Below are 24,393 nucleotides of genomic sequence, written 5' to 3' on the forward strand. Positions count from 1 at the left end.
CGCACCGGCTGGTCGTCAAGTCGCCCGCGCGGGGTTCGTTCCGGCTGCCTGGCGTTCATTCTGTCGTCACCACGGATTCGTCGGTAGCTGTCACTCTGTTGCGCAGGCGAACGAGTTGTGGTGTGCTCGACCGGGCATCACTATTGAGGGATGAGGGGCGATGGCGACGTTCACGGGCTCGAGTTGGTGACGTAGCGCTCCATGATCGATCTCCCATCTGGGCTGCATTGGCTCTCGATTCTTGCCGGCATGGAGTGGCCGGAGGGCAATGAAGACGAGATGTGGGCCATGGCCGAGGACTGGCGCACGGCCGCAGACAGTCTTCGTGGCCTGGTAGACGACGTCGATGCCGCCAAAGACGCTGCGTTCAAGGCATATCCGCAGGGCGACGGCGTCGAGGACATGCTCAAGGCCTTCGAGGGGATGGCCCGCGGCGATCAGTCGGTGACCAAGCTGGGCGAACTGTTCGACATCCTCGGCGACTCGGTGTATCAGACCGGCACCGAGATCGAATACACCAAGATCATGTTCCTGTCGTCGCTGGGCTTGCTGGCGCTGGAAATCGCTGCGGCGTGGATCTTTCCGCCGACGGCTCCCGCGGTGGAGGCCGCCGCGATCGGCGTGACCCGCGTGGTGGCGCGAGGAATCTTCGGACGCGTGCTGGCCGCGATCCTGCGGCACGGCGCGAAGGCCGTGATCACCCGGGTCCTGAAGTTCGTCGGCCAGCACGTGGCGATCGACACGGCGCTGGGCACCCTGCAGGAACTCGGCGTCCAGCAGTGGCAGGTGGATCAGGGCCACCGCAAGGAGGTCGACTGGAACCAGGTCAAGGCGGCCGCGGTCTCCTCCGCCGCCGGTGGTCTGGCGGCCGGTCCGTTCGGCAACTTCCTCGGCAAGCGGCTCGGCGACGGCATGTCGCCCTGGCTCAAGGGCGCGATCACCGGCACCGGTGCCGGTCTGGTCGGCGCGGGCGGCGGCATGCTCGGCCAATTCGGGTACGAGGGTATGACCCAGGGGTGGGATCAGGCCTGGAACAACCTGAAGACCGCGGCGTCCGACCCGCTGATGTGGAGTGCGGGCGCCACCAACGGCGGACTCTCGGGACTGAACAAGGCCGGGGCGAATTCCGCGTGGTCGGCGATGAAGCCCGGGTTGTTCGAACGGCCCAGCTTCAGCTCGCAGGTTCGCGATGCCATGCCCGGCCACGACCTCGGAACATTCGGGCAGAACGACGGTGCGGGCGGCGACGGGTCGTCCAACCGTCCCGGCGGTGAGGGCGAGAACCGGGCCGGAGCCGACGACGAGGCGACCGGTGCCGGTGACGACGACGGCGTGCGCGCGGGCGCGGGCGACGACACCATGGGCGGCGAGGGCTCGGGCGAGTCGCGAGCCGGTGCGGGTGACGACAGTCAGTCGATGCGCCCCGCGGGCAGCACGCAGTCGCCCGAGAGCGAAGCCCAGGGGCCGACGAATTCCGAAGAGGGACGGGCGAATCAGCAGTCCGGCGACGACGGGCAGTCCTCGGCCGAGGGCGGTGCGGCGGCTGGGCGCCAGGACTCCAAGCCCGAGGTGCAGGGCGGCGAATCGCAGGCGGGCGACGGTGGTCGTCAGGACGGCGGCGGCCGTGCCGAAGGGGAAACCCCTGCGGCGCAGTCGGATTCCGGGCAGGACAAGTCTCGGGCCGGAGAGGCCGAGCAGGCCGATGGTGCGAGCGTCGGTGAGGGCACGCGCACCGACGCGCAGTCGAGTGGTCAGCCGGTCACTCAGGTCAACGACACTCCGGCGACCAACCGGGACACCGCGACGCAGGCCGGGGCGCCGGTCGGCGCGGGTATGACGGGTGCCGGTCCCGCGGCGACGGCGGGGCCCTCGCCTGCCGCGAGCGGTCAGGCGCCGGTCACCAATCAGGCCGCGACGCCGACGACCGGTCAGCCCGCCGCGAGTCCCGCTCAAACACCCAGTGCCCCGGCGCAATCGACGCCGCAGCAGTCCACTCCGGGCCAGCAGTCGACGCCCGCGCAGGGTTCGCAGCCCGCGGCCCGCCCCGGCGCGCCGGAAGTCCGCGCGGGGCTGACCGACGGCGTGCAGCCCGGATCCGACATTCGTTCCGGCGCACCGGAAGTCAGAACCGATAACCCGACTGTCGACGAGTCGGGGGTGGCGGACCCGCAGGGCACCGCCGAAGATCCCGGTGCGACGGGTCGACCCGACGGTGAGAGTCGCGCGGGTGTCGGTGAACAGCGCGGCGCCGGTGTGGCCGAGACGCCGCTTCAGGGGTTGCAGGCTGCGCCGGGCGAAGCGCCGCCGACCCGCGCGGGCGAGCCCGAGGCAACCGCCGACCGGACTCGGGTCGGCGATTCCGAGGTTCGGCCGGAGGCCGATCCGCTGGCCGAAATTCCGCCGGTGGTGCCGATCGTCGGTGCGGATCCGGGCGCGAGCCCGGCCCGGCCGGGCCCGGAAACGGGTCGTCCCGGGCGAGCGGGGGCCGACGACGCCGCCTCGCCGCGGGACCGCGCCGACTCCGGCGATGATCGCAGGCAACCGCAGCCCGACGACAACGACAGCGGCCCGGTCTACGACACCCAGCTGCCCAACGGCCAAGGCGTCGTACACCATCCGACCGGCACGGCCATCGGTGAGGACGCCCGCACGCACCGGGTGAGTGAGAACGTCCGCAACGACGGCTCCCACGACGTGGTCGTGCACGGGCGGCGCGACGGTTCGGTGACTCCGAGCAACGGGGACCCGGTCCACCCGCGCGACATCGTCGACGCGATCCGCAACAACCCGAATTACGTTCCAGGAACGCCTATCCGGCTGCTCTCCTGTCACGCGGGCAACAGCAAGGGCTGGGCGCAGTACATCGCCGACCAGCTCGGCGTCGATGTCACCGCGCCGACCGATCGAGTCGGTGTGCGGCGCGAGCCCGGCTCCGATCCGGTGATCGATCGCGGTGGCCAGTGGCGCACGTTCAGCCCGGAGTCCGCGACGACGCCGAGCGATACACCTTCGCCCAGAACGGATTCCGATCCGTCCGATACTCGCGATCGCGACACTCTCGATGGCGACGGACCACCACTGGATCGCGAGCTCGTCGACTTCATGAGCGACCAGGACCCGCCGACCCGCCCGACCGCGATGTCGTTCCTCCAACCCGAACCGGGGACCGTCAACGCACCGTTCAGCCGAACGCCCGGTGTCGACGCGCATCTGCTGGGCGTGCTGGATCCGAACGACCCGATGGTGCAGACCGCGGGCGATCCACCCCGGATCACCCATGTCGGCGGGGAGCCGATCGACGAGTTCTCCCACCGGCTCAGTGCCGAGCGCGGCCAGGCGTTCGTCGACGCGTCCACGCCGGACGCGGCCTTGGTCGCCGACTACGAGCAGCACAAGGCCCAGCAGAAGGCGCTGGAAACCGCGAAGTCCGACAAGGGCCGGGCGGTGCGCGATGCCGCGATGGCCCTCAAGGACGCCCGGACAGCACACACCCGCGCTGTCGAGGCCGCCGCGGACGCACGCAACCGCGGCGCCGAGGACGCCGACGCGCTCGACCGCGCCGCCGAGGAGGCCGCGGACGGGGTGCAACGCGCGGAGGCAGGCGTCGCGGACGCCAAGGAGCAGGCCGCGGCGGCCAAGACCGCCCTCGACAACTTCCTGGCCGCCGACGCGGCCGAATCCGAGGCGGGCAATTCGCCCGCCAAGCGCTTGGAGAAGGCCGAAGCCGAGCGGCTGCCCGGCAAGCGGCGGGGCCACGTCACCTCCATCACCATCGACCGCCTGACCGGTCGCGTGTACGAAGCCGCCAACGGCACCTCCGAGCAGCGCATCCACCCCAGCGAGCTGCACCCGACGCTGCACGACAACGTCGCCCGCTACCAGGACCCCACCGACGCCTACCACAACGGGCGCGACCCGGCCCATTTCCCGCACACGGACAACCCGCTGGGCCACGCCGAAGTGCGCGGCACCAACGCCGCCCTGCACGATCGGGAACTGCTCAACCAGCAGCGTGACCCCGGCGATCAATTGCCGACCGACTTCGACGGCCTCGCCTCGATCCTCAATTCACCGTTCGTCCCCAGCCGTGGCGTCGAAGCACCTTGCTGTGCGAACTGCACCCGGGTGGTGCAGGGCACCGAGAGCACCGCGGGCCACATCATCGACGAAGGGGCACCCCGGGTCGACCCGCTGCGGCACACCGATCTCGAACAGGCGGCCAGGGACGGCAATCCCATCGAACCCCGGTTGGTCTCACCCGAATATCCGGAGACCGACTTCATGGGCGACGACGATGATGTCGCGGGTCCGGATCGAGGGTCCGACGATTCGGTGCCGCCGGGGATGTTCCGTGGGGAAGATGGGCTGTTGCACCGGCCCGGGGATCGAACAGACAGTTATCGGGATCCGGATGGGACCTGGCATCACGTCGATGATCCGGCGGGTACCAAGCGCAATGTCAACTTCGGCCTGCACGGGCCCGGCGGGGCGTTCGTCAAGGATCACCTGAGCAGCGCCGACTACCTGTACGACGCGATGAAGGGCGATTCGGATTCGCACGAGATGCGCGATCCGGACCGGGCCGCCGAGCTGGAAGCCGCGTCGGAGCGGCGCCTCGAACTGCAAACCGAACGTGACGGCGTTCGGACCGAGCTCAAAAAGCTCATGGCCGAGTTCGAGATCAAAGAGGCGAAAGAGCTCGCTCCCAAGCGTCTTTCCGAAGCGATCCAGAACCTGCGCCAGGAAATCCGGTCCGATGCCACACTGAGCCCGGACGAACGGACCGCCAGGCTCGAGCTGCTCGGCGATCTGGAAGACACCGCCACCGACTACAACGATCTCGGTCGCGAGATGATCGAGGTGTCAAAGACGCTCGGCGAGGTGGCCGGAATCGACTTCGCGCTCGATCCGGATGCTCGCCCGCGTGCCGTGCTGCTGACGCCCTTCGAAGGTGCGTTCGACGGTGCCGGTGTGGTCGACATCGCCGCCTACGTGCCGCGCGCCGACGCGGACTCGGCGCCGACCCTGGTCGTCGTGGAGGCCAAGGGTGTGGGCTCGGTCCTCGGCGGCTCCAAAATCGCACAGGCGGAACAGGGTTCGCCGGAATACCTGCGGCGCACCTTGGACATGGATCGCAATCTCGCGCAGATCCTCAACGAGACTCCCGACCAGATGGTGGCCCGGGGCATCGACCCCGACAGCGCCGAGGGTCGCGCGCTGACCGACGCCGTCGCCGACCTGCGGCAAGCGATGGAAGACGGCACCCTGCAGGTCGAGTACCGGCTGGTACATACTGCCGCCGACGGAACAATCACCGTCACCGAGCTGCTGCTCCAGCGCGACGGCGTGAATGTGCTCGCCGATGTTCCGTTGCCGTTCGGCGCCGATCCGAATGCGCTCGACCGTGGCGACGACTCGCGCGACGACGACATCGATTTCATGGATGACGACGATCTGCCGCCCAGCGATACACCGGATTCACCGGACAGCGATCCGCCTGAGCTCGCCCCCGCGATGTCGAAGGTCCAACCTGTGCCCGCCGTCGGCGAAGAGCTGAGGTCGAGCGATGTGCCCGCCGCGAAGGCACACCTGCTCGGCGAGCTGACCGGAGACATAGTCCGGGATGGCGACGGTTACATCACCAAGGTCGACGGTGAGTACGTCGACGAACTCGTGCGCCGGGTGGCTGCCGAGCGGTTGCCCTTGTACGCGGCGGTCAGCGAAACGGCGGACCGGCAGAAGGCTGCCGATATCGCGGCGACCAAGCCAGAAAAGGCCCGTCTCGCTGACGAATTGGACGCCGCCAAGCGTGCGCGAGGCATCGCGAATCGCAATCTGAAAGGTGCGGCGCCCGAGGATCTCAGTGCCTTGACCGAGATTCGCGACCAGGCGAATGAAAAGTTCGAAGCCTTGGAGAAGAAGGCCGCGGCGGCGAAATCCGCGTTCGGTGAGGCGAATGGGCGGGCGAACCCGATCGGACCTGTGGTGGCCGTCACGATCGATCGTCTGACCGGGCGCGTCTATGAAGCGGCGAACGGCGCGCCGGAATCCGGCCTCCGCGTCCCTGACCTCCACCCGAGGTTGTACGAAAACGCCGAAGCGACCGGTCAAGATATGGCCGAGCTGGCCAAGGGCAACAAGGACGCGAGGGTGTGGGATCACGGCGACGATCCGCTTCGCCATGCCGAGGTTCGCACGACCAACGAAGCGCTGCACGATCGCGAACGAAACGGTGAGCGCACCGATCGCGCCTCGATGGCGGCGCTCGTTCACGCACCCATGAATCTCAAATCGGCCGAAGGCGTCGTGTGCTGTGCGAACTGCACCCGAATGGTTTCCGGGACGGAGAGCGCCGAGGGCTTCTCCCGCAGGCATGCCGAGGGTGTGCCGCAAGACATTGTCGACGCCGAACTCCGCGCCGACCTCGAAGGCTCGGCGAATCCGGATGGCACGCCGAGGAAGCCACCCCTTGTCTCTTGGGACGGTGCGCTGCGGGCCGATACCGACTTCATGGGTGACGAAGACGGCGAAACACGGAACCGGAAACCGGATTTCGCTGACCCGGAGCCTGAACCGATGCAGCGCCAGGTCCGCGTCGAGCTGGGTGCCAACGGAGAAGTCGTCGCGCTGCACATCCAGCTGGCCGACGGGCAGTGGGTGGTGGCGCGGAACGACGGCGACGAGGCCACGCAGAATGTGCCCGCGCGCAACGACGCCGACATTCCCGAAGTCGACAACCGGAATGCCCTGCGGAAACTGGTCGACGATCTCAATGCCGGGTATCAGGGGCTGAATCTCAAGTACCCGTCCGGATCGGGTCTCGACGGGCGCGGACAGACCGCGTTGCGCGACGGCGTCAGCGGCGGCGCGCACCTGCTGACCGACCCGCCCGTGACGCCGGCACCCGCGCAGCCCGCGCCGCCGGTAGACGGTCCGATGATCAGCGAACCACCGCCCGGTGCGGGAGATCCCGCGTTGAACGTGGCGCGGATCGGCAAGGAAGGGCTCACCTGGTACCACAACCGTGAGCACATTCCGGTGATCGGCGGAGTGCTGGGACGCGAGGCGGATTCGGCGGGCAATTACCGCCCGGTGTACTACCCCGACGGCACCGAATACCGGCCGTGGATCTCCGATGCCGATCCGAACGCGGTGCGCGACACCGTGCTCAGCGAGCTGCGGGCCAACCGGATGGACGCCGACGAGGTCCGCGACATCCTGAAGGAACTGTTCGCGGACGCCCGCGATCCGCGCCTGCGCCAAGACCTGATCGACGATCTGGAATTCAACGGACTCATCGACACCGACGAGGCGCGGGCGATGGAGGACGCGCCCGTTCCGCCCGCCGAGACGCCGCCGGAGCAGCAGGGTCCGCCGCCCGAGGGGGAGACGCTGGCCGAGATGGCCGAGCGGCTCGGTATCGATCTCGACGGTGAGGGACCCCGGGATGTGCGCCGGGCGATCGATCTCCAGAGCCACCGGCTGCTGCGCGAGATCGGTGCGATCGAGGGCCTGGCCGACGCGGCACGCCGAGCCGACGAGGAACAGACCCGCCCGTACCGGCGCGCCGATCATCCCGCCGACCCGGCGCCTGCCCCTGACGACCGGACGCTGCACGGTCCTGACCGCCTGCGCGAGATCGAGTCGGACGAACCACGGGACGACGCCGACTATTACGACGACGACGAACCGGGCGGCGCCGAGACGTCGCGCAGTCACTGGGGCGACACCAGTGCCCCACGCCCGGTGCCGTTCTCGCGGGAGGTCAGCTTCCTCGACAAGGATCCGCTCGGCCGGTTCCTGCGCGACCTGATCGTCGCCTTCGAGGGCGTCACCTCGCTGCGCGACTACGACCGGGTCGGCAACGGCGCGGACCGGCTGCCCGAATGGGCCAGCTTCTCCGACGATCGGGAGCCGGGCCGGGACGAGGCGCGGGCCCGCGAGTTCTTCGAACACGCACTGCGCCGCGACCAGCTGCGGGACGAATTGTCCGGCTGGGCAGCGATGTTCGGCCGTGACCTCAGTGATCTGTCCGGCGATCGGATGGAACCGACGCTCAACGAGCTGCGTGACGCGGCTCGGCAGCGGGCCCAGAACCTCGCCGATTTCATCGCCGCCGCGCAGCCGATCCTTCAAGGTGACGGCGCCGAACCGGTGGGCAAGTCCTACGGTGATCAGGTCGCGCGGGTGCCCGATGCCGACGGTGGGCCGGACCGGTTGCTGGTCGTCGACGGTGCGCTCGACCGTGAGGAGGCGCTGGCCCGCGCGCTGCGGGACAACCCGGAGCTGGCGATCGACATCGACAACGGGGTGCTGCGGCCCGACTTCCGGGCCGTGCACGCCGACGGCGCGGGCAGGCAGTTCCTCGATCCGGTGGCGACCCCGGAGGTGCAGCACATTCGGCGCACTGTGGACGGCGCCGAACTGCAGGTGACGATGATGCGCGGCGAGGACGGCGAGTGGCGCCCGGTCCAGGCGACACCGGAACCGCCGCCCGCCCCGCGCGACCGTGCGGACATGGTGCGCGACATCGTCGATCTGGCAAGGCAACTCGGTCTGGGTCCGGCCGCGCTGCACCCGGACAATATCGACGCCACCATCCGCGCGCTGCACCTGGACAACGCGGTGCGCGCCGGGCAGGCCGAGGCGCTGTTCGATTACGCCCGCACGATGGCCGACATCGAGACCTTCTACCTGATCGGCGACGCGCGCGATCAGCTGACATCGCGGCTCGGTATCGCGGAGGGCGAGCTCACGCCGAGACGGATCGCCGAGGCCCTGACCGATCCGAAACAGCGGCGCGGCAAACGCCAGCAGCAGTTCGAGGACCTGCTCGACGGGCAGCAGCGCGAACCGAGCAAGACCGCCGGTTACTCCCAGCAGCTGCGCAACGTCGACGCGGCCGCGGTCAAGGCGGCGCAGGAAGCGCTGATCAAGGCGCTGAGCCCGGGAAATCCGGAGGCACTGCGCCCGAAGGTCAGCAAGACCGACCCACTCACGGGCCGGTCGAAGGTCGGCCCGGCCGACAGCGGCATCGATCCGGCCAAGCTGCGCAAACTCGTCACGCGGATGCACCGGCTCGGCGCGGGCGACCACGCGCGAGGGGCGCTGGCCGCCTACGCCGACGCGCTGATGCGCATCGACCCGTACACCGATCATCCCGCGGGCACCAGAGCGGCTGATCCGCGCACCACCGGCGATCCGCACATCTACGACCGCAACGCGATCCACGGCCTGCGCGATGTGGTCGACGCCGCCGAGCCCGGTGCGAATCCCGTCGATTTCGCGGCCCAGGTCGCCGGCAACATCGCCCGCTCCTATGGTGCGGACGAGCCGGTCGGACCGAATGATCCACGGCCACAGCCGAATCGAGACTGGGCGCGCTTGGTCGGCGTGGATGTGTCCACCGCCGACGGCGCGAAGTTCGTCGAGATCTACGAGGCCTACCGCGACGGCAAGATCGAGAAGCACGAGGGTCTGAGCCCGGAGAAGCTGGCCGCCGAGATCGCGGCCATCCGCGAGGAGATCCGCCTCAGGACCGAGCAGCTCGAGCAGCTGCAGGCGCTCACCGACGAGTTCTACCGGCCGGTGGCCGACCTGCCGCCCGCCGAGGGAACGCCGGCCAGGGAACACCCGGGGTCGCAGCCCGACGGGTTGCCCGAGGGTCGGCGCGGACTGCCCGCGGGGCCGGAGGGTGGCAAGCCGGGCGGGGGTCCGCGACCGGTTGGCCCGCAACCGGATTCGGGCCGACCCGATTCCGAGGTGCCGCCCGAACGCGGCCGCGACCTCGACGATCGGGCCGATGCGAAGCTCGACCAGACCATGCGCAAGCTGGACGAGGTCGCCGACGAACTGGCCGAACCGATTCCCTCGCTGGACGACCTGGTCGGACCGGGTGATCCGGTCGCGCCGCTGGCGATGATCGACGACGCCGTCGAACGCCAGAACAAGCTGCACGACCAGGCGGACGAGCGCCGCGCCAACGGCGCCGATGCCGCGCTGGAGGACACGCTCCGTGATCTCGACGGTGTCGACGAGGACCTCGCCGCGTTGGAGTCGTACCTGCGCGCCCAACGGGATTTCGACGCCGCGCAGGCGGAGATCGCCGCCAGGTTCGAGGAACTGGCTGCCAGGGACGCGGAGGCCGCCGCGCGGCGTGGCGATGACGCCGAGGCGGATTTCGCCGTACGCGCGGCCGACCTGGCCGCGCTCGAGTCCTACCTCGCCGCGCAGCAGCAGTTCGACGCGCTGCGTGCCGAACTCGCCGAGGCCGCGCAGACACGGCCCGACGAGCTCGACGCCGAAGCGTTGGCCGACGCGCAAGCCCTCGAGTCGTATCTGCGGGCGCAGCAGGAATTCGATGCTGCCCGTGCGGAAATGGCCGCCCGGTTCGCCGCCGCGGTCGAACGGCAGGGCGCCACGACGCCGGACAGTGGGAACGGGTCGACAGGCGAGAGCGGCAACGGCTCGCGTGCCGAGAGTGCTTCGCGTGAAGACGACGGTTCGCGTGACGATGACGACGATTCGGGTGATCCGCCCGCGGCGCAGACGGCGCCCGGCGGCCCGCCGTCCAAGCCGCCGTCGCGTCCGCCGACCGCGCCGAGCCCGGAACCCGAAGAGCCGGCCAAGAATTCGTCGCCACTGGATTTCGGTCTGCCCAAGACGCCCGCCGAACTGGCCGTACCCGGCGACGCCGTGCTGGATCAGCCGGTCACCGACGGTGTCGACGCCGGTGACGAACCCCAGCGCGCGTACCAACGCAGAGACTTCCTCAACGATGTCCACCAGTTCCTCCAGGAACTCAGCGATCTGCCGCCCTCGGTAACCGCCGACACGCCACCACTCACTCCACAGCAGGCCGAGCAGATCCGCGTACTCGCCGACGCCCTCGGCCTCGGTGACGCGCTCACCGGCCAGCGTGATCCGCTCGGAGCGCTCGCCGAGATCGCCGATATGGCGCGGGCCCGCGGGTTCCTCGACAGCGCACTGGATCCCGACGCCGAACTCGGCACACCCATGCGGTATCCGGACGACTACGAGCCGCTCGACGTCGACGAGTTGCAGGACGGGCTCGACCACTGGCGGGTCGAGGGCGATCCGCAGGTGCGTGCCGAGATGGCCGAGGAACTGCGGCTGGCCGGACTCGACGACGCACGCCCAGCCCTCGGCGCCGATCCGGAGCCGAACCCGCAGGCCACGCCGCTGCACCCGTCCTCGATACTGCCGCCGGAAGACGGTGCCCGTCAGCCGGGCGGGCCCAGGATCGAGCCCGCGCAGCAGGCGATGGATTGCCTGGCCGCCAGGTTCGGTGTGGATCTCACCGATGCGGGCTCACTCGATGCCGCACGGTATCGCCAGTTGCTGCGAGCGGGTGCGGTCGAGGCGTTCGCCGCCGCGGTCCGGCATGCCGAGGCCGCCACCGATCCGCAGCAGCGGGCGCTGCGCGAGGCCATCGCCCGGCGCTGGGCGGCCCGGCTGGGACTGCCCGCCGACCCCGGTCTCGTCCGCGCCGCCGACGACATCAACCGGTTGCGCGCAGGGGTGACGCGCGACGCCGGTGATATGGCGCACCTGTATCAGATGGTGCGCACCGAGCTCGACGACCGCGTGCTGTCGCTCGACGTCGACGGCGACAAGATGCTGGTGCGGCTGGTGGCCGACGGGCCCGACGCCTGGCATCTGGAACCACTCGCGCGCATCGAACCGAAGCCGTTCACCACGACCGCGGACAAGGCGGTCGAGGTGCCGCCGAAGAAGAACTGGCTGCGCAAGCTGTGGGACCGGCTCGTCAATCGCGGTTACTACGGCGACAATCCGAAGTATCCGTCCGGATCGAGCATGGACGGTGCTGGTCAGTCGATGCTCGGCCACAGTGCCGGGCTGCCGTTGACCACGGTGAAGGACTCGACGCCAGGTCAGCCAGGCGGCGAATACGACCAGCTGCAGATCAAGTTCAATCCGGCGCGCATCCTCAAAGAGGGTGTGCTCATGTGGCAGAACCGCGAGCTGGTTCCGATCCTCAAGCACCTGTCCTCGCGGATCGCCGATCAGGCGGGCGAATTCCTGCCGCTGCGCAATCTCGACGGCAGCGAGTACAAGCCGTGGATCTCCGATGCCGACCCGCAGCTGCGCCGTCAGATCGAGCAGGACCTGCGCGACGCGGGGCTGGAGCATCTGCTCGAACCGGAGAGCTTGTCGCCCGAGGAGCTGGCTGCGCGGGAGCCGAAGCAACTCGCGGACTCCGATGAGCCGGTGCAGATTTCGAGCGAGGGCGAGGAAGTTCCCGCCGTTGCCGAACCGCTGCCGCCGTGGCTGCAGGATGTGGTCGACGCGGTCAACGGACGCATCTCCGATGCGACCGTGCTCGAGGCGCTCGCCCGCGAACTCGGGGTCCAGCTCACCGATTTCAGTGAAGAAGGGCTGCGCAAGGCTGTCGCCGAGGCCGAATACCGGTTGCTGCGCCGCGACGGTGTGATCCAGGCGCTGGAAGCGGCCGCGCGATTCTTCAACGCCGAGCACGCGGACATCCCGTTCCGGCCCGCCAACTTCCACAGCAAGGACCCACTCGGCGCCTACCTCAAGGAAGTCGTCGCGGCCAAGGGCGACGAGTTCAGCTTGCGAATGCTCAACTGGCGCGGAGTGAACAACGGCGGCGAATGGGTCAACATCTGGGGCGATCTCAGCGACGACGGCGGCGATCCGACCGTTCACGCCGAGGACGCACGCAAGATCTTCGACGACGCGCTGCGCCGCGCCGGACTGCGTGACGAACGGTCCACCTGGGCACACCTGGCCGGGGCGGACCTGGAGGCGCTGGTCAACAATCTCGACGGCGAGATCGCGAGGCTGCGCGGGCAGCTGGACGACAACGTCGGCGTGCTCGGTGAATTCACCCAGCGGGTAGCCGATTTCAACGACAGCGACAGCGGCGACCGGCTCGTGGTCGACACCGACAACGGCAAGATCGCGATCGTCGACACCGGGGCCGGACACGAGGCCGCGCTGGCCCGTGCGCTCGCCGAGGCCGACGCCGACTTCATCGACCGGCTCAACCGTGGCGAGGTCGACATCGAGATCCGGGTGGTCGGCATCGACGACGGCGGCCGCGTGCACATCCTCGAGGTCGACGCGCCCGAGGTGCGGCACCTGCGCACCGAGGTGGACGGGCGCACGGTCGACGCGACGATGGTGCGCGACGGGACGCAGCCGTGGCGGATGATCGAGCGGCCGCCCACGGGCACCGAGCCGGCCGCCGACCTTCCCGCAGTGGCGAATGACACGAATCAGCCTGTGCCGGAACCTCGTTCGCTGGCCGAACTCAGGGCCGACATCGCCGAGGTGGCGCAGCGGCTCGGCATCGACGATCCGTCGAACCTGTCGGGGGAGCAGCTCGACGCGCTGCTCGCCGAGCAGGAACGCGCCAATCAGGTGCGGGCCAGGCAGGTCGAGGGGCTGGTCGACTACGCGCGCAGCGCCGACGCGATCGACAACTTCAACGCGCTGCACAATGCGCGCAGTGCGTTGGCACTGCGCTTCGGGGTCACGCCGGAGGCGCTCAGCCCGGAGGCGATCGCCCGTGGGCTCGCCGACCCGGCGACGCGGGTGGAGCTGCATCGTCAGCGGTCGGCGAATCTCACCGATTACGCGAAGCTGCTGCGCGCACTCGACCCGGCGGCCGTCGACGCCGCCCGTGACGCGCTCGCCCCCCATCTCGGCCTGCCGCGCGGTGCGCTGCCGCTCGACGCGGCGGCGCTGGCCGAGGCGCTGTCCAACCGGGCCGCGCGCGGTGAAATCGACGATCTCCTCGGGCCGCTCGCCGACTACGTGCGGGCGCTCGCGAAGGTCGATCCGTACGCCGACAACCTGGTCTACAACCCGGACACCGACCCGCGCGCCATCGGCGACGACCCCCCGGTGCACCTGCGCGACGCCCTCGACTTCCTGCGCGAAGTGGGCGCCGACGACCTCGGCAACCGGTCGCCGCTACCCGCCGCCCCCGAGGACGCCGTCCCCGGACCGAGCCGCGACCACGCGCGCCTGCTCGGCGTCGACCTGACCGACGCCGACGACAAGCGGGTGGCACAGGTCTACGAGTGGTTCCGCGACGGCCGCATCGACAAGCACGAACGCCTGACCCTCGAACAGCTGGCGCGAGTGCACGAGGAGATCCGCGACGAGATCCGGCAGCGCGCCGCCGACATCGCCCGCCTGCGCGAGCTCCTCAACGAACCGTTCGTCACCGACCCCGAGATCGACGCGCCCACGTCCCCACCCGCAGTGGACGCTAGGCCGACCCCCCATGCCCCCGCCCCGGATTCACCCGCACTGCCCACACCTGATCCCGCCATGCCTGCGCGCCCCGGTACACCCGCGCCGCCGGCATTGTCTGCGGGTCCGGATGTCAACGGCAACAACCAGGTTCCGCCGGCGTTGCCTGCAGGTTCGGTTTCCGATGGCAATAACGAGGTTCCGCCAGGGTTGCCTGCGGGGCGGGATGCTGACGGCGACAACCAGATTCCGTCGACATCGGGTGTGGGGCCGGATGGCAACGGCAACAACAAGGTTCCGCCGGGTTTGTCCGCCGGTCCGGATATCGACGGTGAGAACAAGGTTCAGCCGGGTGCTGGTTCGCGGCAGGATCCGGGCTCCGACCCGGCTGCCGAGAACGCTGACTCCGGGCTGCCGACACAGAGGCCGGGATCGCCGGATCCGAGCGAACGAGTGGGCCGGAGAGAGCGCGGCGACCTTGGCGACCCGGCGAATTCGCCGACTCCGCGCAGGGTCGGCCCGGTGGGCGCAGACCCGGACGTTGTTGCGGGCGAAGTCGATCCGAGCGGAGACGTCGGCGCGGGTCGGACCGGCGACGGCAGTGCGGCTGGGCAGGCCATCCCGCGTGAGCCCGATCCAGTGGGTGCTGGCGCGAATGTAGTGGTGGGCGAAGCTGATCCGAGCAAGCCGACATCGGGCGTTGACCGGGGCGACACCGGCCGGGCCGAACAAGAAGGTTCGGAGGCGGGCCAGGGTGCGCGTCGGCCGTCGGTGGACGATCCGGATTCGGGTGTCGATGACGGCGTGCCGACCACGGCCGGAGACTCGGACAAGGGTGGGGACAACGCTGATTCGGGGGATCCGGACAAGAGCTTCGACCTGGATCGGGACGGTGATGCCGACGGGAACAGCCAGGGTCCGCCGCGGTCGCCCGATGGTGAGGGGCGGCCGGGAGTGCGCAGGCAATTGCCGGGGTCGGCGATGCGTTCGCACATTCCGCATCCGCCGCACGAGTACGAGGTCGAGCTCGACGTGCCGGTGTTCGACGCCGTCCAATGGCCGGTGCCGCCGCTGGCGCTGACGCCGGAGCCACCACTGCCGCCGGAACCGCCGAGCCAGCCGGAACCGCCGCGCCCGCCGAGCCAGCCGGAACCGCCGCGCCCGCCGAGCCAGCCGGAACCGCCGTGCCCGCCGGATCAGCCGAATCCGTCCGTGCCACCGAAACCGCCTGTGCCGCCGGGCGAACCGCTGCCGCCGGTTCCGCCCATGCCACCGTTGCCGCCTGCGCCGCCGGAACCGCCGCTGCCGCCTGTGCCGACGCTTCCGCCGCTGCCACCCGTGCCGCCGGTACCGACTGAGCCGCCGCTTCCACCTGTGCCGCCGTGGCCGACTGAGCCGACACCGAACGAACCGACGGTGCCGTCGTGGCCGGTCCAGCCGACACCGCCCGGCGGAAATCCGAGTCTGCCGTCTCTTCCGCCGTGGGGAACGCAACCCCCTGGCTCGGGTATGCCGGATCAGCCGGGAAGCGGTCAGCCGTTCCCGCCAGGCAATGGTCAGCCCTATCCGCCGAGTAGTGGCCAGCCGTACCAGCCGGGTAATGGTCAGCCGTTCCCGCCTGGAAGTGGGCAGCAGTACCCGCCGGGTAACGGTCAGCCGTTCCCCGGTAGTGGTCAGCCGTACCCCGGTAACGGTCAGCCGTACCCACCTGGAAGTGCTCACCCGTACCCACCCGGCAACGGTCAGCCGTACGCGCCGGGCAACGGTCAGCCGTACGCGCCGGGCAATGGTCAGCCACCGGGTAGCGGCCAGCTCTACTCTCCGGCGAACAGGAACCCGGCCCTCGACCAATCCGGTTGGCAGCAGCCGGGTACCGGCAATCCGCAGGGTGGTGCGCCGATGTATCCGCCGCCCGCGATGCCGCCTGCCGGTGGGCAGGGCGATGCCCGCAGGCCGTATCGGCCGGAGTATCAGCCGCCGACCGAGCACATCGTGCTGCTCGTCCGTCCGTACGGCGGTGGCGTGCTGGCCGAGTTCGATCCGCGGTCCGGCTCGTTGCGGCCCGCGGCGCCGGGACAGCTCGGTGCCGACGGCCTGTACGCCGATCTCGGTGGGGTGACGGTGATCTTCTATCGGCTCGCCGATCGGCTGATGGTGCAGGTCGGCGCTCAGCCGATCGAGCTCACCTGGGCCGCGCACGTGGGCTGGGAGCGTTCACGGCAGCGGATGACGCGGTTCACGGTCGCGGTCGACGGCAGGCCGATGGGTGAGCTGATCTACCGTTCGCTGCCGCCGGAGCTGGACCTCGGCCTGCTGATCCGTAACGTGGTTGCCGATCCGGCGGGCCGGATGACAATCTTCAGCGACCGAGTCTGATGCGATCGGAGAGGTTTCGAAGGTGAGTGACGATCCGATCGAACTGAGCGATCCGGATGTGGCGATCGACGCGGCGACCGGCAGGTTGTCGTATCGGGGTGAGCCCTACAGCGGCGCGGTGACCCAGACCCGCCCCGACGGCAGCTGGCGCGAGTACTGGAGCTACGACGACGGCGACCGCGACGGTGACTGGACGGGCTGGTACCCCGACGGCACCATGCGCTACAACGGCGAGTTCTACCGCAACCGGCCCGTGGGCACCTGGCAGGAGTGGTATCCCGACGGCGCCCGCCGCTTGGAGGACGTCTACGACATCGAGGGCACGCTGCTCACCCACTCGGTCTGGAACCAGGCGGGCGAGGTGATCGAATTCGAGGACGAGCGCACCCGCAAGGGCATCGCGGCCGACGCGTTGCCCGCGGACGATCCCGCGTTCCGCTGGGACGACGAGGAAGGCCGTCTGTACTACGGCGACGAGCCGTTCACCGGCAGGCAGTTCCGCCGCCCGGCACCGAGCAGCCCCATCACCGAACTGGCCGGCTACACCGACGGCTACCCCGACGGCCCGACGCGCGGCTGGTACCTCGACGGCACCCCGCGCTACACCGGCGAGTACGCCGATCGGCACGAGGTGGGCCGCTGGCGCACCTGGTTCCCCACCGGGAATCGCAAGGAAGAAACCGTTTTCGCCCCCGACGGCGCGCTGCTCACCCGGACCGTGTGGGACGAGGCAGGCACCGTGACCGCGCGGTACGGCGAGAACCAGGACTAGGCAACAGGAGTGCGCAGTGGCTGACGAGCTGGCCGGGGATCCCGATGTCGGATTCACCCTCACCACGGTGGTGGCCGACGACGACGGGATCACGGATCGGGCCGCCGCCCTGAGTCATCGCATCGCGAAAACGCTGGCGGCGCTGGGTCCGCCGGGCTGGACCAAGGTCGAGGCTTCCTTCGCGCTGACGGCGGCGGCCGAGGTGTCGATGGTCGTGTTCCACGATGAGCAGGAGCGTTTCGCCCGGGTGTTCCCGAGCCCGGAACTGCTGGATCTGCTGCGTGAGCACCGGCACCTGTCCGCGTCGATGGGCGACGGGCCGTGGTGGCGCTACCTGCTCACGCTGAGCAACGCGGGCCGGATGAACGTCGAATTCGACTACGGCGACGACCCGTTCCCGGACGACCAGCTCTTCCCGCCGACGGTGTACCGCACCGACATCGAGATCTATCCGCGCGATCGGCTGCCGATCTGGCTGGCCGCCTACATCGGTCACGGTAACCGGCAGATCCGCACGCCGCTGGCCGCGGCCGAGCAGGCGCGTGCCGATACCGCGGCGGGCCGCACCGCCATCGGGTCGGCGCCGGACGTGGAATTCCCGCCGCTCGATCTCCTGGCCCGCCGGTGGGCGCTGATCGCCGCCGCGTTCGTCGCGATCGGCTCCAAGTGGGGGCCGCGCGTGACACCGGCCTTCCACGTCTTCGAGGGCTCGAAACACAGCGGCTCCACCCTGTGTCTGCTCCCGGGCGATCGTGCGGTGCTCTCCGGCGGGGTATGGGACGCACCGGAACTCGATGCCGTCTACAACAAAGACCTCCCGATGCCGCAGTTCTTTCTCGGGGCCCCCGACTGGGTCGCCGAGCCGGTGATCAACCGCCGCGCCGAGAACGGTCTGCTGAGTTTCTGCTACTGGTGGGAGGGCGGCCGCTGGTATCGGGGCGCGTCGGCGGGCGCCGACGCGCTCACGTCCGCCGTCCCCGGGATGTGGGACACCAGGACTGTCGTCGACGTGCTGACCGGCTTGCTCGGCGCGAAAGCGGGTCAGGCGCAGAAGGAAGCGGTCCCCGGCCTGGTCGAGGCCGCCGAGCGTGGGGCTGTGGCCAGGGAGGCGTTCACCCGCGTCTTTCCCGACGATGTCTACAACGTCGATTCCGCGTGGTTCCAGCTGAATCTCGCCGGTTCGGCGGGCACCCACACCGTCGGCCTGGCGACCTGACCTACGGCGTCGTGCTGTTGCGTGGGTGTGGCAGTTGTGGTGTGCTCGCTAACCGACGGGTTGGGCGCGACGGCCCGCGAGTCGGAGGGAACCGGGAATGGCCAACGAGCACGCCAAGGCACAGATGGCGGACATCCTCGAGACTGTCCAGACCCAGATGCGTGCGATCGCGCAGGTCCAGCAGGACCGCGCCAAGATCATCGCCAGCGCCACCGTGCGCAAACGGGTGACGGTGACGGTCAACGCCGACTACAAAGTCATCGAGACGAAGTTCACCCCCGACATCGACGACCTCACCTACACCGAGATCGCCAAGGCCGTGACCGAGGCCGCGCAGCAGGCCTCGGTGGAGGTGGCCCGCAAGACACAGGCGCTGATGGCGCCGATCCAGAGCGAACGCGCCCGCCTGCCGAAGATCACCGAATTGGTCGACGACATGGACGGTTTCGCGATTCCGCAGCCGGTGGAAGCCTCGCTGGAGCCGCCCAACTCGCCTGAGCGGGAACGACTCTCGACCGACGACGAAGACGGATCCCGAGATCCGTCGCGGCCCGCTACCGACGCGGGCTGGTGATCGCGATGGCCGGAGATGGTCGAACCATCGCCACCAGTGAGATCGCTGCTGTACATGCGTAATTCATGTGACAGACCGTAGAATCGTTAGCAAGCCGTGCGAATCGGCGGTGTCGTGGTAGCGGTGCCAGGCGGGGCGCGAGGCGACACCGGTACGGACAGGGAGGGTCGACTTCATGACGGGACCATCGGCGCAGGATCAGTGGGCGGGGCTGCGTTCGGCAGCCTCGGACGGATCGCTGATGCTCGAGCCGTCGGCGTTGCCGAACCTGGTCGAAGCCGCCAACAACGCGCGTTACTGGGTCAACTCGGTGAAATCCCAGGTGGACATGGTCTCGAACCTGCCCGAGTTCTCCTCACTGGAGTCGGGCAAACAACTGTCGAAGCAGTTCGAAGGCAAGGCCGGTCAGCTGCAGACCGTACTCGGTAAGCACGAGACGGTCCTCGACAATGTCGCCAACACCTTTCTCGACGCGGCCCGGCATTACAAGGGCGCCGAGGACGGCAGCAAGGTGGATCTGGACGCGCTGCGTACCAAGATCGAGCAGGGCAGAAGCGCCGGCATGGCCAAGACGCCGCTGCCGCCCACGGTCCTCCAATTCCCGGCGGTGGCGACCGCGGTCAACCTGCCGAAGGTCCTGTCCGATGGCAAGACCTTCGATCCGGCCGGAATGAAGGCGGAGGGCCCCGGCGGCTACAACTACAACGAACTCCAGGCGATCATGAATTCGCTGTCGACGGTGCCCGGAAATCTGGCCCACACCGCGTTGTATTGGGGCAGGCTGGCAGGTTGGCTGAAAACGGGTTTCGACGACCTGAACGCCAAAGTCGAAGCGAGCAAGAAGAGCTGGACCAGCCCGGGCGGCGCCACGCGCGCCATGTCGGCGATGTCGGCCTACCACGAGGCCAACGGACTGCTGGTCGATCAGACCAAACAGGTGGCCGCAGCGCTGGATTACACCGTCGGCTGGATCAATGCCACCTCCAAAGGGCTGGCGACCGCGCTCATGTTGCCCCGGTGCTACTCCGATCCCAACGGCTCGCAGGCACAGGCCGACAAGGAGGCCTGCGCCAAGAACGGTCGCCAGGTCATGTGGAACACCTACGTTCCCGGACTCAACAGCACTACGAGCCACATTCCCACGCTGCCTGATCCGACCGCGCCGTCCTCCGGAAACGGAACCGGCAACGGGAACGGAAACGGCAACGGCAACGGCAGTGGGAACGGCTCCGGAAACGGCAGCGGGAGCGGCTCCGGTTCGGGGAGCGGGTCGGGTTCGGGCGACACCTCCGCCGCGTTCAAGAAGGCCATGGCGGAGCTGCAGGAACAGAAGTCCGGTAGCCAGCTGGGTAACGGCAGCGGGGATACCACGGGCAACGGCTCGCTGGGGTCGACCGGTTCGACGGGTTCGACGGGGTCGTCCTCGACCGATCAACTGACCTCGGCCCTGCAATCCGGTCTCGAACAGGCCAGTTCCGCCGCGCAGTCGGCCGTGGAACAGGCGACCTCGGCCGCGGAACAGAGTGCCCTGGCGGGTATTCCGAGCTCCGCGGCGCTCGGTTCCCTGCAGGACCAGGCCAAGAAGGCGCTCAGCGCGGCGAGCAAGGGCGGCGGTGGCGGCGGAGGCTCGGGTTCCGGCGGCGGTGGCGCCGGTGCGGGCGCCGCGCCGCTGTCGCCGAGCCTGGACAGCGCGTCCAAGCTGTTCCCGCGAGCTTCGGCCACCACGGGCATGGAGGGCTTCCGCACGGGCGTCGCGTCGTCGGCGGCCGGCTCGCCGATGGGTGGTATGCCGATGTCGCCGATGGGTGGCGCCGGCGGTGGTCAGGGCCAGCAGAAGGAACACAAGCGGGCCGACTACCTCGACTCGACGACCCACCTGGACGAAGCGCTCGGTGACGCGCCGATCGTCGCGAGGCCGGTGGTGGAACAGTGACGCCCACCTGGGAATTCACCGGCGACGAGTTCGATGCGCTGTGGGCAGGCATCGACGAGGAGTACATGCCGGACCCGTTCATCCACAGCAGTGAGCCGAGCACCTCCGATGAGGCGGAGTTCACGCTGAAGCACAACTGGATGACGATCAAGCAGCGCTGGGGGCACGAGCTCGACGACATCATCGAGGTGCTCACGCATCCCGATATCCGGCTGATCGTGCGCGGGTACGGCGGTGGTGAGCGACTCACCGATCCCGCGTTCTCGGTGCGTATGCTCGCCGCGCGCAAGGGCGACGTGGGCTATCTGGTGCGCCAGCGCCCTGGCCGAACCCTGTACCACGCTGAGGGATTCGTGATCACCCGCCATGATGCGCTGTCCCTCGGTGACGTCGTCGCAGGCCACCTGCCCCAGGCGGACGCGGGGCGCAGCCAGGAGATCCGCCTCGACGAACCGGCCGACGACCAGCTCGATCACTCGTACGGCCGCTCGCTGGTTCAGCACTACGACGACGATGCCGCGGTGCGGACGTTGACCTTTCAGCAGGCGCCGCTCGACCGCGACGGCTTCATCGACATCGAGCAGGGCTGGTCGCGATTCGGTCCGCGCGGCATCGTGCGCTTGCGGCTGGGCTGGCGCGACCTGACCGATGACGGTCGCTATGTGCTGGTGCCCGGCACGCCGCGGGTGGCTGTCGGCGCCGATCGCAGGCGGGTGGTGTCGCTGATCAACACTCAGATCGCGGAAGTTGTCAGAGCCATCAGGGACGATCGGGCGTAATGATGCCGGGCCAGACGGAAGGGGGAGCTGTGGACGAGTTTCCGACCGAGTTCAGCGCGTCGTCGGTGACGGGCGCGATCGTGGTGCGTACCACCGAGCAGGGACTGCCGGTGGGGATCACGGTGGATCGCGAACAGGTCCGCCGCGACCCGGCCGAGCTGGCCGCCGAGATCCTGCGGTTGTGCCAGAAGTCGGCGAAGCGGGCGGGTCTGGCACGGCGTAATCAGCTGGCGGAGGCGGGGTTCGACCCGGCGCTGCTGGCGGCGACGGGACTGCCCACCGAGGCCGAGGTCGCGGCGGCGGAAATCGTCGAGGAGCAGGAATACGACACCGAGCCGGACAGCTGGCTGCGGTCGGTCTAGCGAGCGAAGAGGGGAGGACAAGGCGATGGTCGAGACCATGGACGAGCTGATCGCGAAGGTGCAGGGTCAGCTCTATCGGTTGCAGGATCTGGCCGATGCCACCAACGGCATCCGGGCGCAGGAGGTTTCGCCCGACGGCGCGGTGACGGTGACGGTCGACGGCGCGGGCGCGCTGGTCGGGCTCGAGTTCAGCGCGGCGATCGCCAAGTTGTCACCGGCTGATTTCGAGCGCGTGCTGGTACAGACCGCGCGGGCCGCCGCGCATCGCGCCTTCGGTGAGCGAGCCGAGCTGGTAACGGCGTACAACCGGGCAGGCACGTGAGATTCAACTGATCTTCACCGCAGATTTGTGTGGTGTCAGGGCCGGACGGGTAGATAAAGTAACGAAACACCATGGGCTGTTTCGAGATTGGACGATAGCCATGAACCATGTTGCGGTAGTTCCGGACGCAGTTCGTGCGTACGCGGGTGCCTCGGCCACGATGGCGGCGGGGGTCGCCCAGGCGGGCGCGGTCGACCAGGTCGCCACGATGGCCGCCGCGGTGCCCGTGTTCGGCCTGATCGGCCAGGAATTCCTGATGTCGTTCGCGTACGCGCAGGCCAACCACCTCACCTCGGTGGCCCAGCTGGCCGCGGTGCACGCGGGTACCGCGTTGACCGCTACCCAGGCCGCCGCTACCTATGAGGGCGCCGACGGCGCGTCCAAGCTGGGTATCTCGGCGGTCGATCAGTAGCGATGACGTATCCAGGGGGAGATTCGGCCGGCGTGGCAGCGTCGGTCGATCCGACTGTGCTCGAGGTGCTGCGCGGTAGTTCGTTCGCGCCGATGCTCGATCAGCCGGTGAGTCAGGTGCTCGGCTCGATGGGGTTGCCGCAGCTGCCGGAGCTGCCCGAGTTCATCCAGCTGCCGGAGATGCCCGCGCTGCCGACGATCGATCTGACGGCGCTGATGCAGCCACTCACCGAGCTGGCCTCCGCGTTCGGCACCGGCGCGCTCGGGAGCACCGGCGCGACCTCGGGCACCGGCACGTCGAGCAATCCCGCTGAGGCACTGACGAATATCTCCTCGGTGCTCGAGACCGTGATGTCGCTCGGCTCGACCGCGCTGCAGACGGTGATGCAGCTGTGGCAGAGCTCCGCGGCGACGGAGGCGACCACCAAGGCGACCGCGGCCCAGGCCGACGGCGCCAAGCTCGCCACCCAGAGCACCCAGGAGAAGGCCGTGCTCGCCCAGGCGGCGGGCAATGTCGCCGTCGGCGGCGCCAAGCTGGCCGCGGTGATCGCCCGGTACTCGGCCACCCTGGCGCTCGCTCCGCTCTACGTGCTCACCCCGGGTGGTCAGGCGGTGCTGATCGCGGCGACCATGGAGGCGATGGCGGAGGGTCTGGCGATCACCGCCGAGACCAAGGCCGAGATGGTGGCGCGCAGCGGCGAGATGGTGCAGGCGGGTGAGAAGGTCGAGGTGACCAACGCGCCGTCCGGCGTCGACGCGGGCAGCGAGTCGCTGAGTCAGCTGATGAGCCTGATCACGCCGTTGATCAGCACCGCGAGCACCGCGGTCTCCTCGCTCGGTTCGCTGGCCGAACAGGTGAGTTCGCTGTCGACCAGCACCACCGGCTCGACGACCACCGGCACCGAGATCTCCGCGACCGGTGAGGAATCCGCCGAGGAACTGGCCGCCGCGAGTGGTGGTGCAGGCGGGGGCGGCGGTGCGATCGGTGGGGTCGGTGCGATCGGCGGCGCCGGGTCGTCGTCGTCACCACTGAGTCCGTGGCAGGGCGGTCGCGCCAGTGGTCTGTCCACCGTGGGTGCCACCGGCGCGGTCGGTGGCGCGGGCGGCACCACCTCCGGCGGCGCGAACATGACCACGGCATCGGCCGGCGGCTCGTCGCCGGGAATGATGCCGATGGGCGGTGCCGGTGCGGGCATGCCGATGGCGCGCGCGGTGGAGGGCGGCGGCAACGAGGCCGTGCACTCGCAGCTGGTCACCGGAAATCACGGCGACGAAGTCGTCGGCCAGATCGCGGGGGTGGCGACCCCGGTCGTCGGCGCCGCCGAACCGGTGGTCACCGAAGCTCCGCCGGACAAAGAACTCTCACTGTGACGCGGCACG

At 69.4% G+C, this 24,393-nt stretch carries 10 protein-coding genes; all 10 read left to right on the forward strand.

Annotated elements, in window-relative coordinates; translation table 11 throughout:
* Positions 1 to 249 precede the first annotated feature (249 nt).
* The 10 genes from ACFTS5_RS18465 to ACFTS5_RS18510 all read left to right on the forward strand — a co-directional run bounded on the left by ACFTS5_RS18465 (position 250) and on the right by ACFTS5_RS18510 (position 24,384).
* Positions 250 to 16,644 carry a hypothetical protein gene (locus tag ACFTS5_RS18465; protein ID WP_378632298.1) on the forward strand — a complete coding sequence of 5,465 codons (16,395 nt, stop codon included), beginning with the start codon at positions 250 to 252 and terminating at the stop codon, positions 16,642 to 16,644.
* A gap of 22 nt (positions 16,645 to 16,666) precedes the next feature.
* The gene (locus ACFTS5_RS18470) at positions 16,667 to 17,416 is read left to right on the forward strand and encodes a toxin-antitoxin system YwqK family antitoxin (protein ID WP_378632301.1); all 750 of its coding nucleotides are present in this window, start codon (positions 16,667 to 16,669) and stop codon (positions 17,414 to 17,416) included.
* Between the two features lie 16 nt (positions 17,417 to 17,432).
* Positions 17,433 to 18,632, forward strand: coding sequence for a hypothetical protein (locus ACFTS5_RS18475; protein ID WP_378632304.1), 1,200 nt, complete (start codon positions 17,433 to 17,435; stop codon positions 18,630 to 18,632).
* A 97-nt stretch (positions 18,633 to 18,729) separates the two neighbouring features.
* Positions 18,730 to 19,206, forward strand: a complete 477-nt coding sequence (locus tag ACFTS5_RS18480; protein WP_378632306.1) for a YbaB/EbfC family nucleoid-associated protein — start codon at positions 18,730 to 18,732, stop codon at positions 19,204 to 19,206.
* A 175-nt stretch (positions 19,207 to 19,381) separates the two neighbouring features.
* The gene (locus tag ACFTS5_RS18485; protein ID WP_378632309.1) at positions 19,382 to 21,139 is read left to right on the forward strand and encodes a hypothetical protein; all 1,758 of its coding nucleotides are present in this window, start codon (positions 19,382 to 19,384) and stop codon (positions 21,137 to 21,139) included.
* Entirely contained in the window at positions 21,136 to 21,918 is a 783-nt protein-coding gene (locus ACFTS5_RS18490; RefSeq protein ID WP_378632312.1) for an ESX secretion-associated protein EspG, read from the forward strand. Before ACFTS5_RS18485 ends, ACFTS5_RS18490 begins: the two co-directional genes overlap by 4 nt.
* Positions 21,919 to 21,947: 29 nt before the next feature.
* Positions 21,948 to 22,280: a hypothetical protein gene (locus tag ACFTS5_RS18495; RefSeq protein ID WP_378632314.1), complete on the forward strand. Its 333-nt coding sequence runs from the start codon at positions 21,948 to 21,950 to the stop codon at positions 22,278 to 22,280.
* 25 nt (positions 22,281 to 22,305) lie between these two features.
* Positions 22,306 to 22,602 carry a YbaB/EbfC family nucleoid-associated protein gene (locus ACFTS5_RS18500; protein ID WP_378632317.1) on the forward strand — a complete coding sequence of 99 codons (297 nt, stop codon included), beginning with the start codon at positions 22,306 to 22,308 and terminating at the stop codon, positions 22,600 to 22,602.
* A gap of 100 nt (positions 22,603 to 22,702) precedes the next feature.
* Entirely contained in the window at positions 22,703 to 23,014 is a 312-nt protein-coding gene (locus ACFTS5_RS18505) for a type VII secretion target (RefSeq protein ID WP_378632320.1), read from the forward strand.
* 32 nt (positions 23,015 to 23,046) lie between these two features.
* Positions 23,047 to 24,384 (forward strand): hypothetical protein, encoded by a 1,338-nt coding sequence (locus ACFTS5_RS18510; RefSeq protein WP_378632322.1) that lies wholly within the window; start codon positions 23,047 to 23,049, stop codon positions 24,382 to 24,384.
* Positions 24,385 to 24,393 lie beyond the last annotated feature (9 nt).

The sequence above is a fragment of the Nocardia sp. NPDC056952 genome (assembly GCF_042674185.1).
Taxonomy (GTDB): Bacteria; Actinomycetota; Actinomycetes; order Mycobacteriales; family Mycobacteriaceae; genus Nocardia.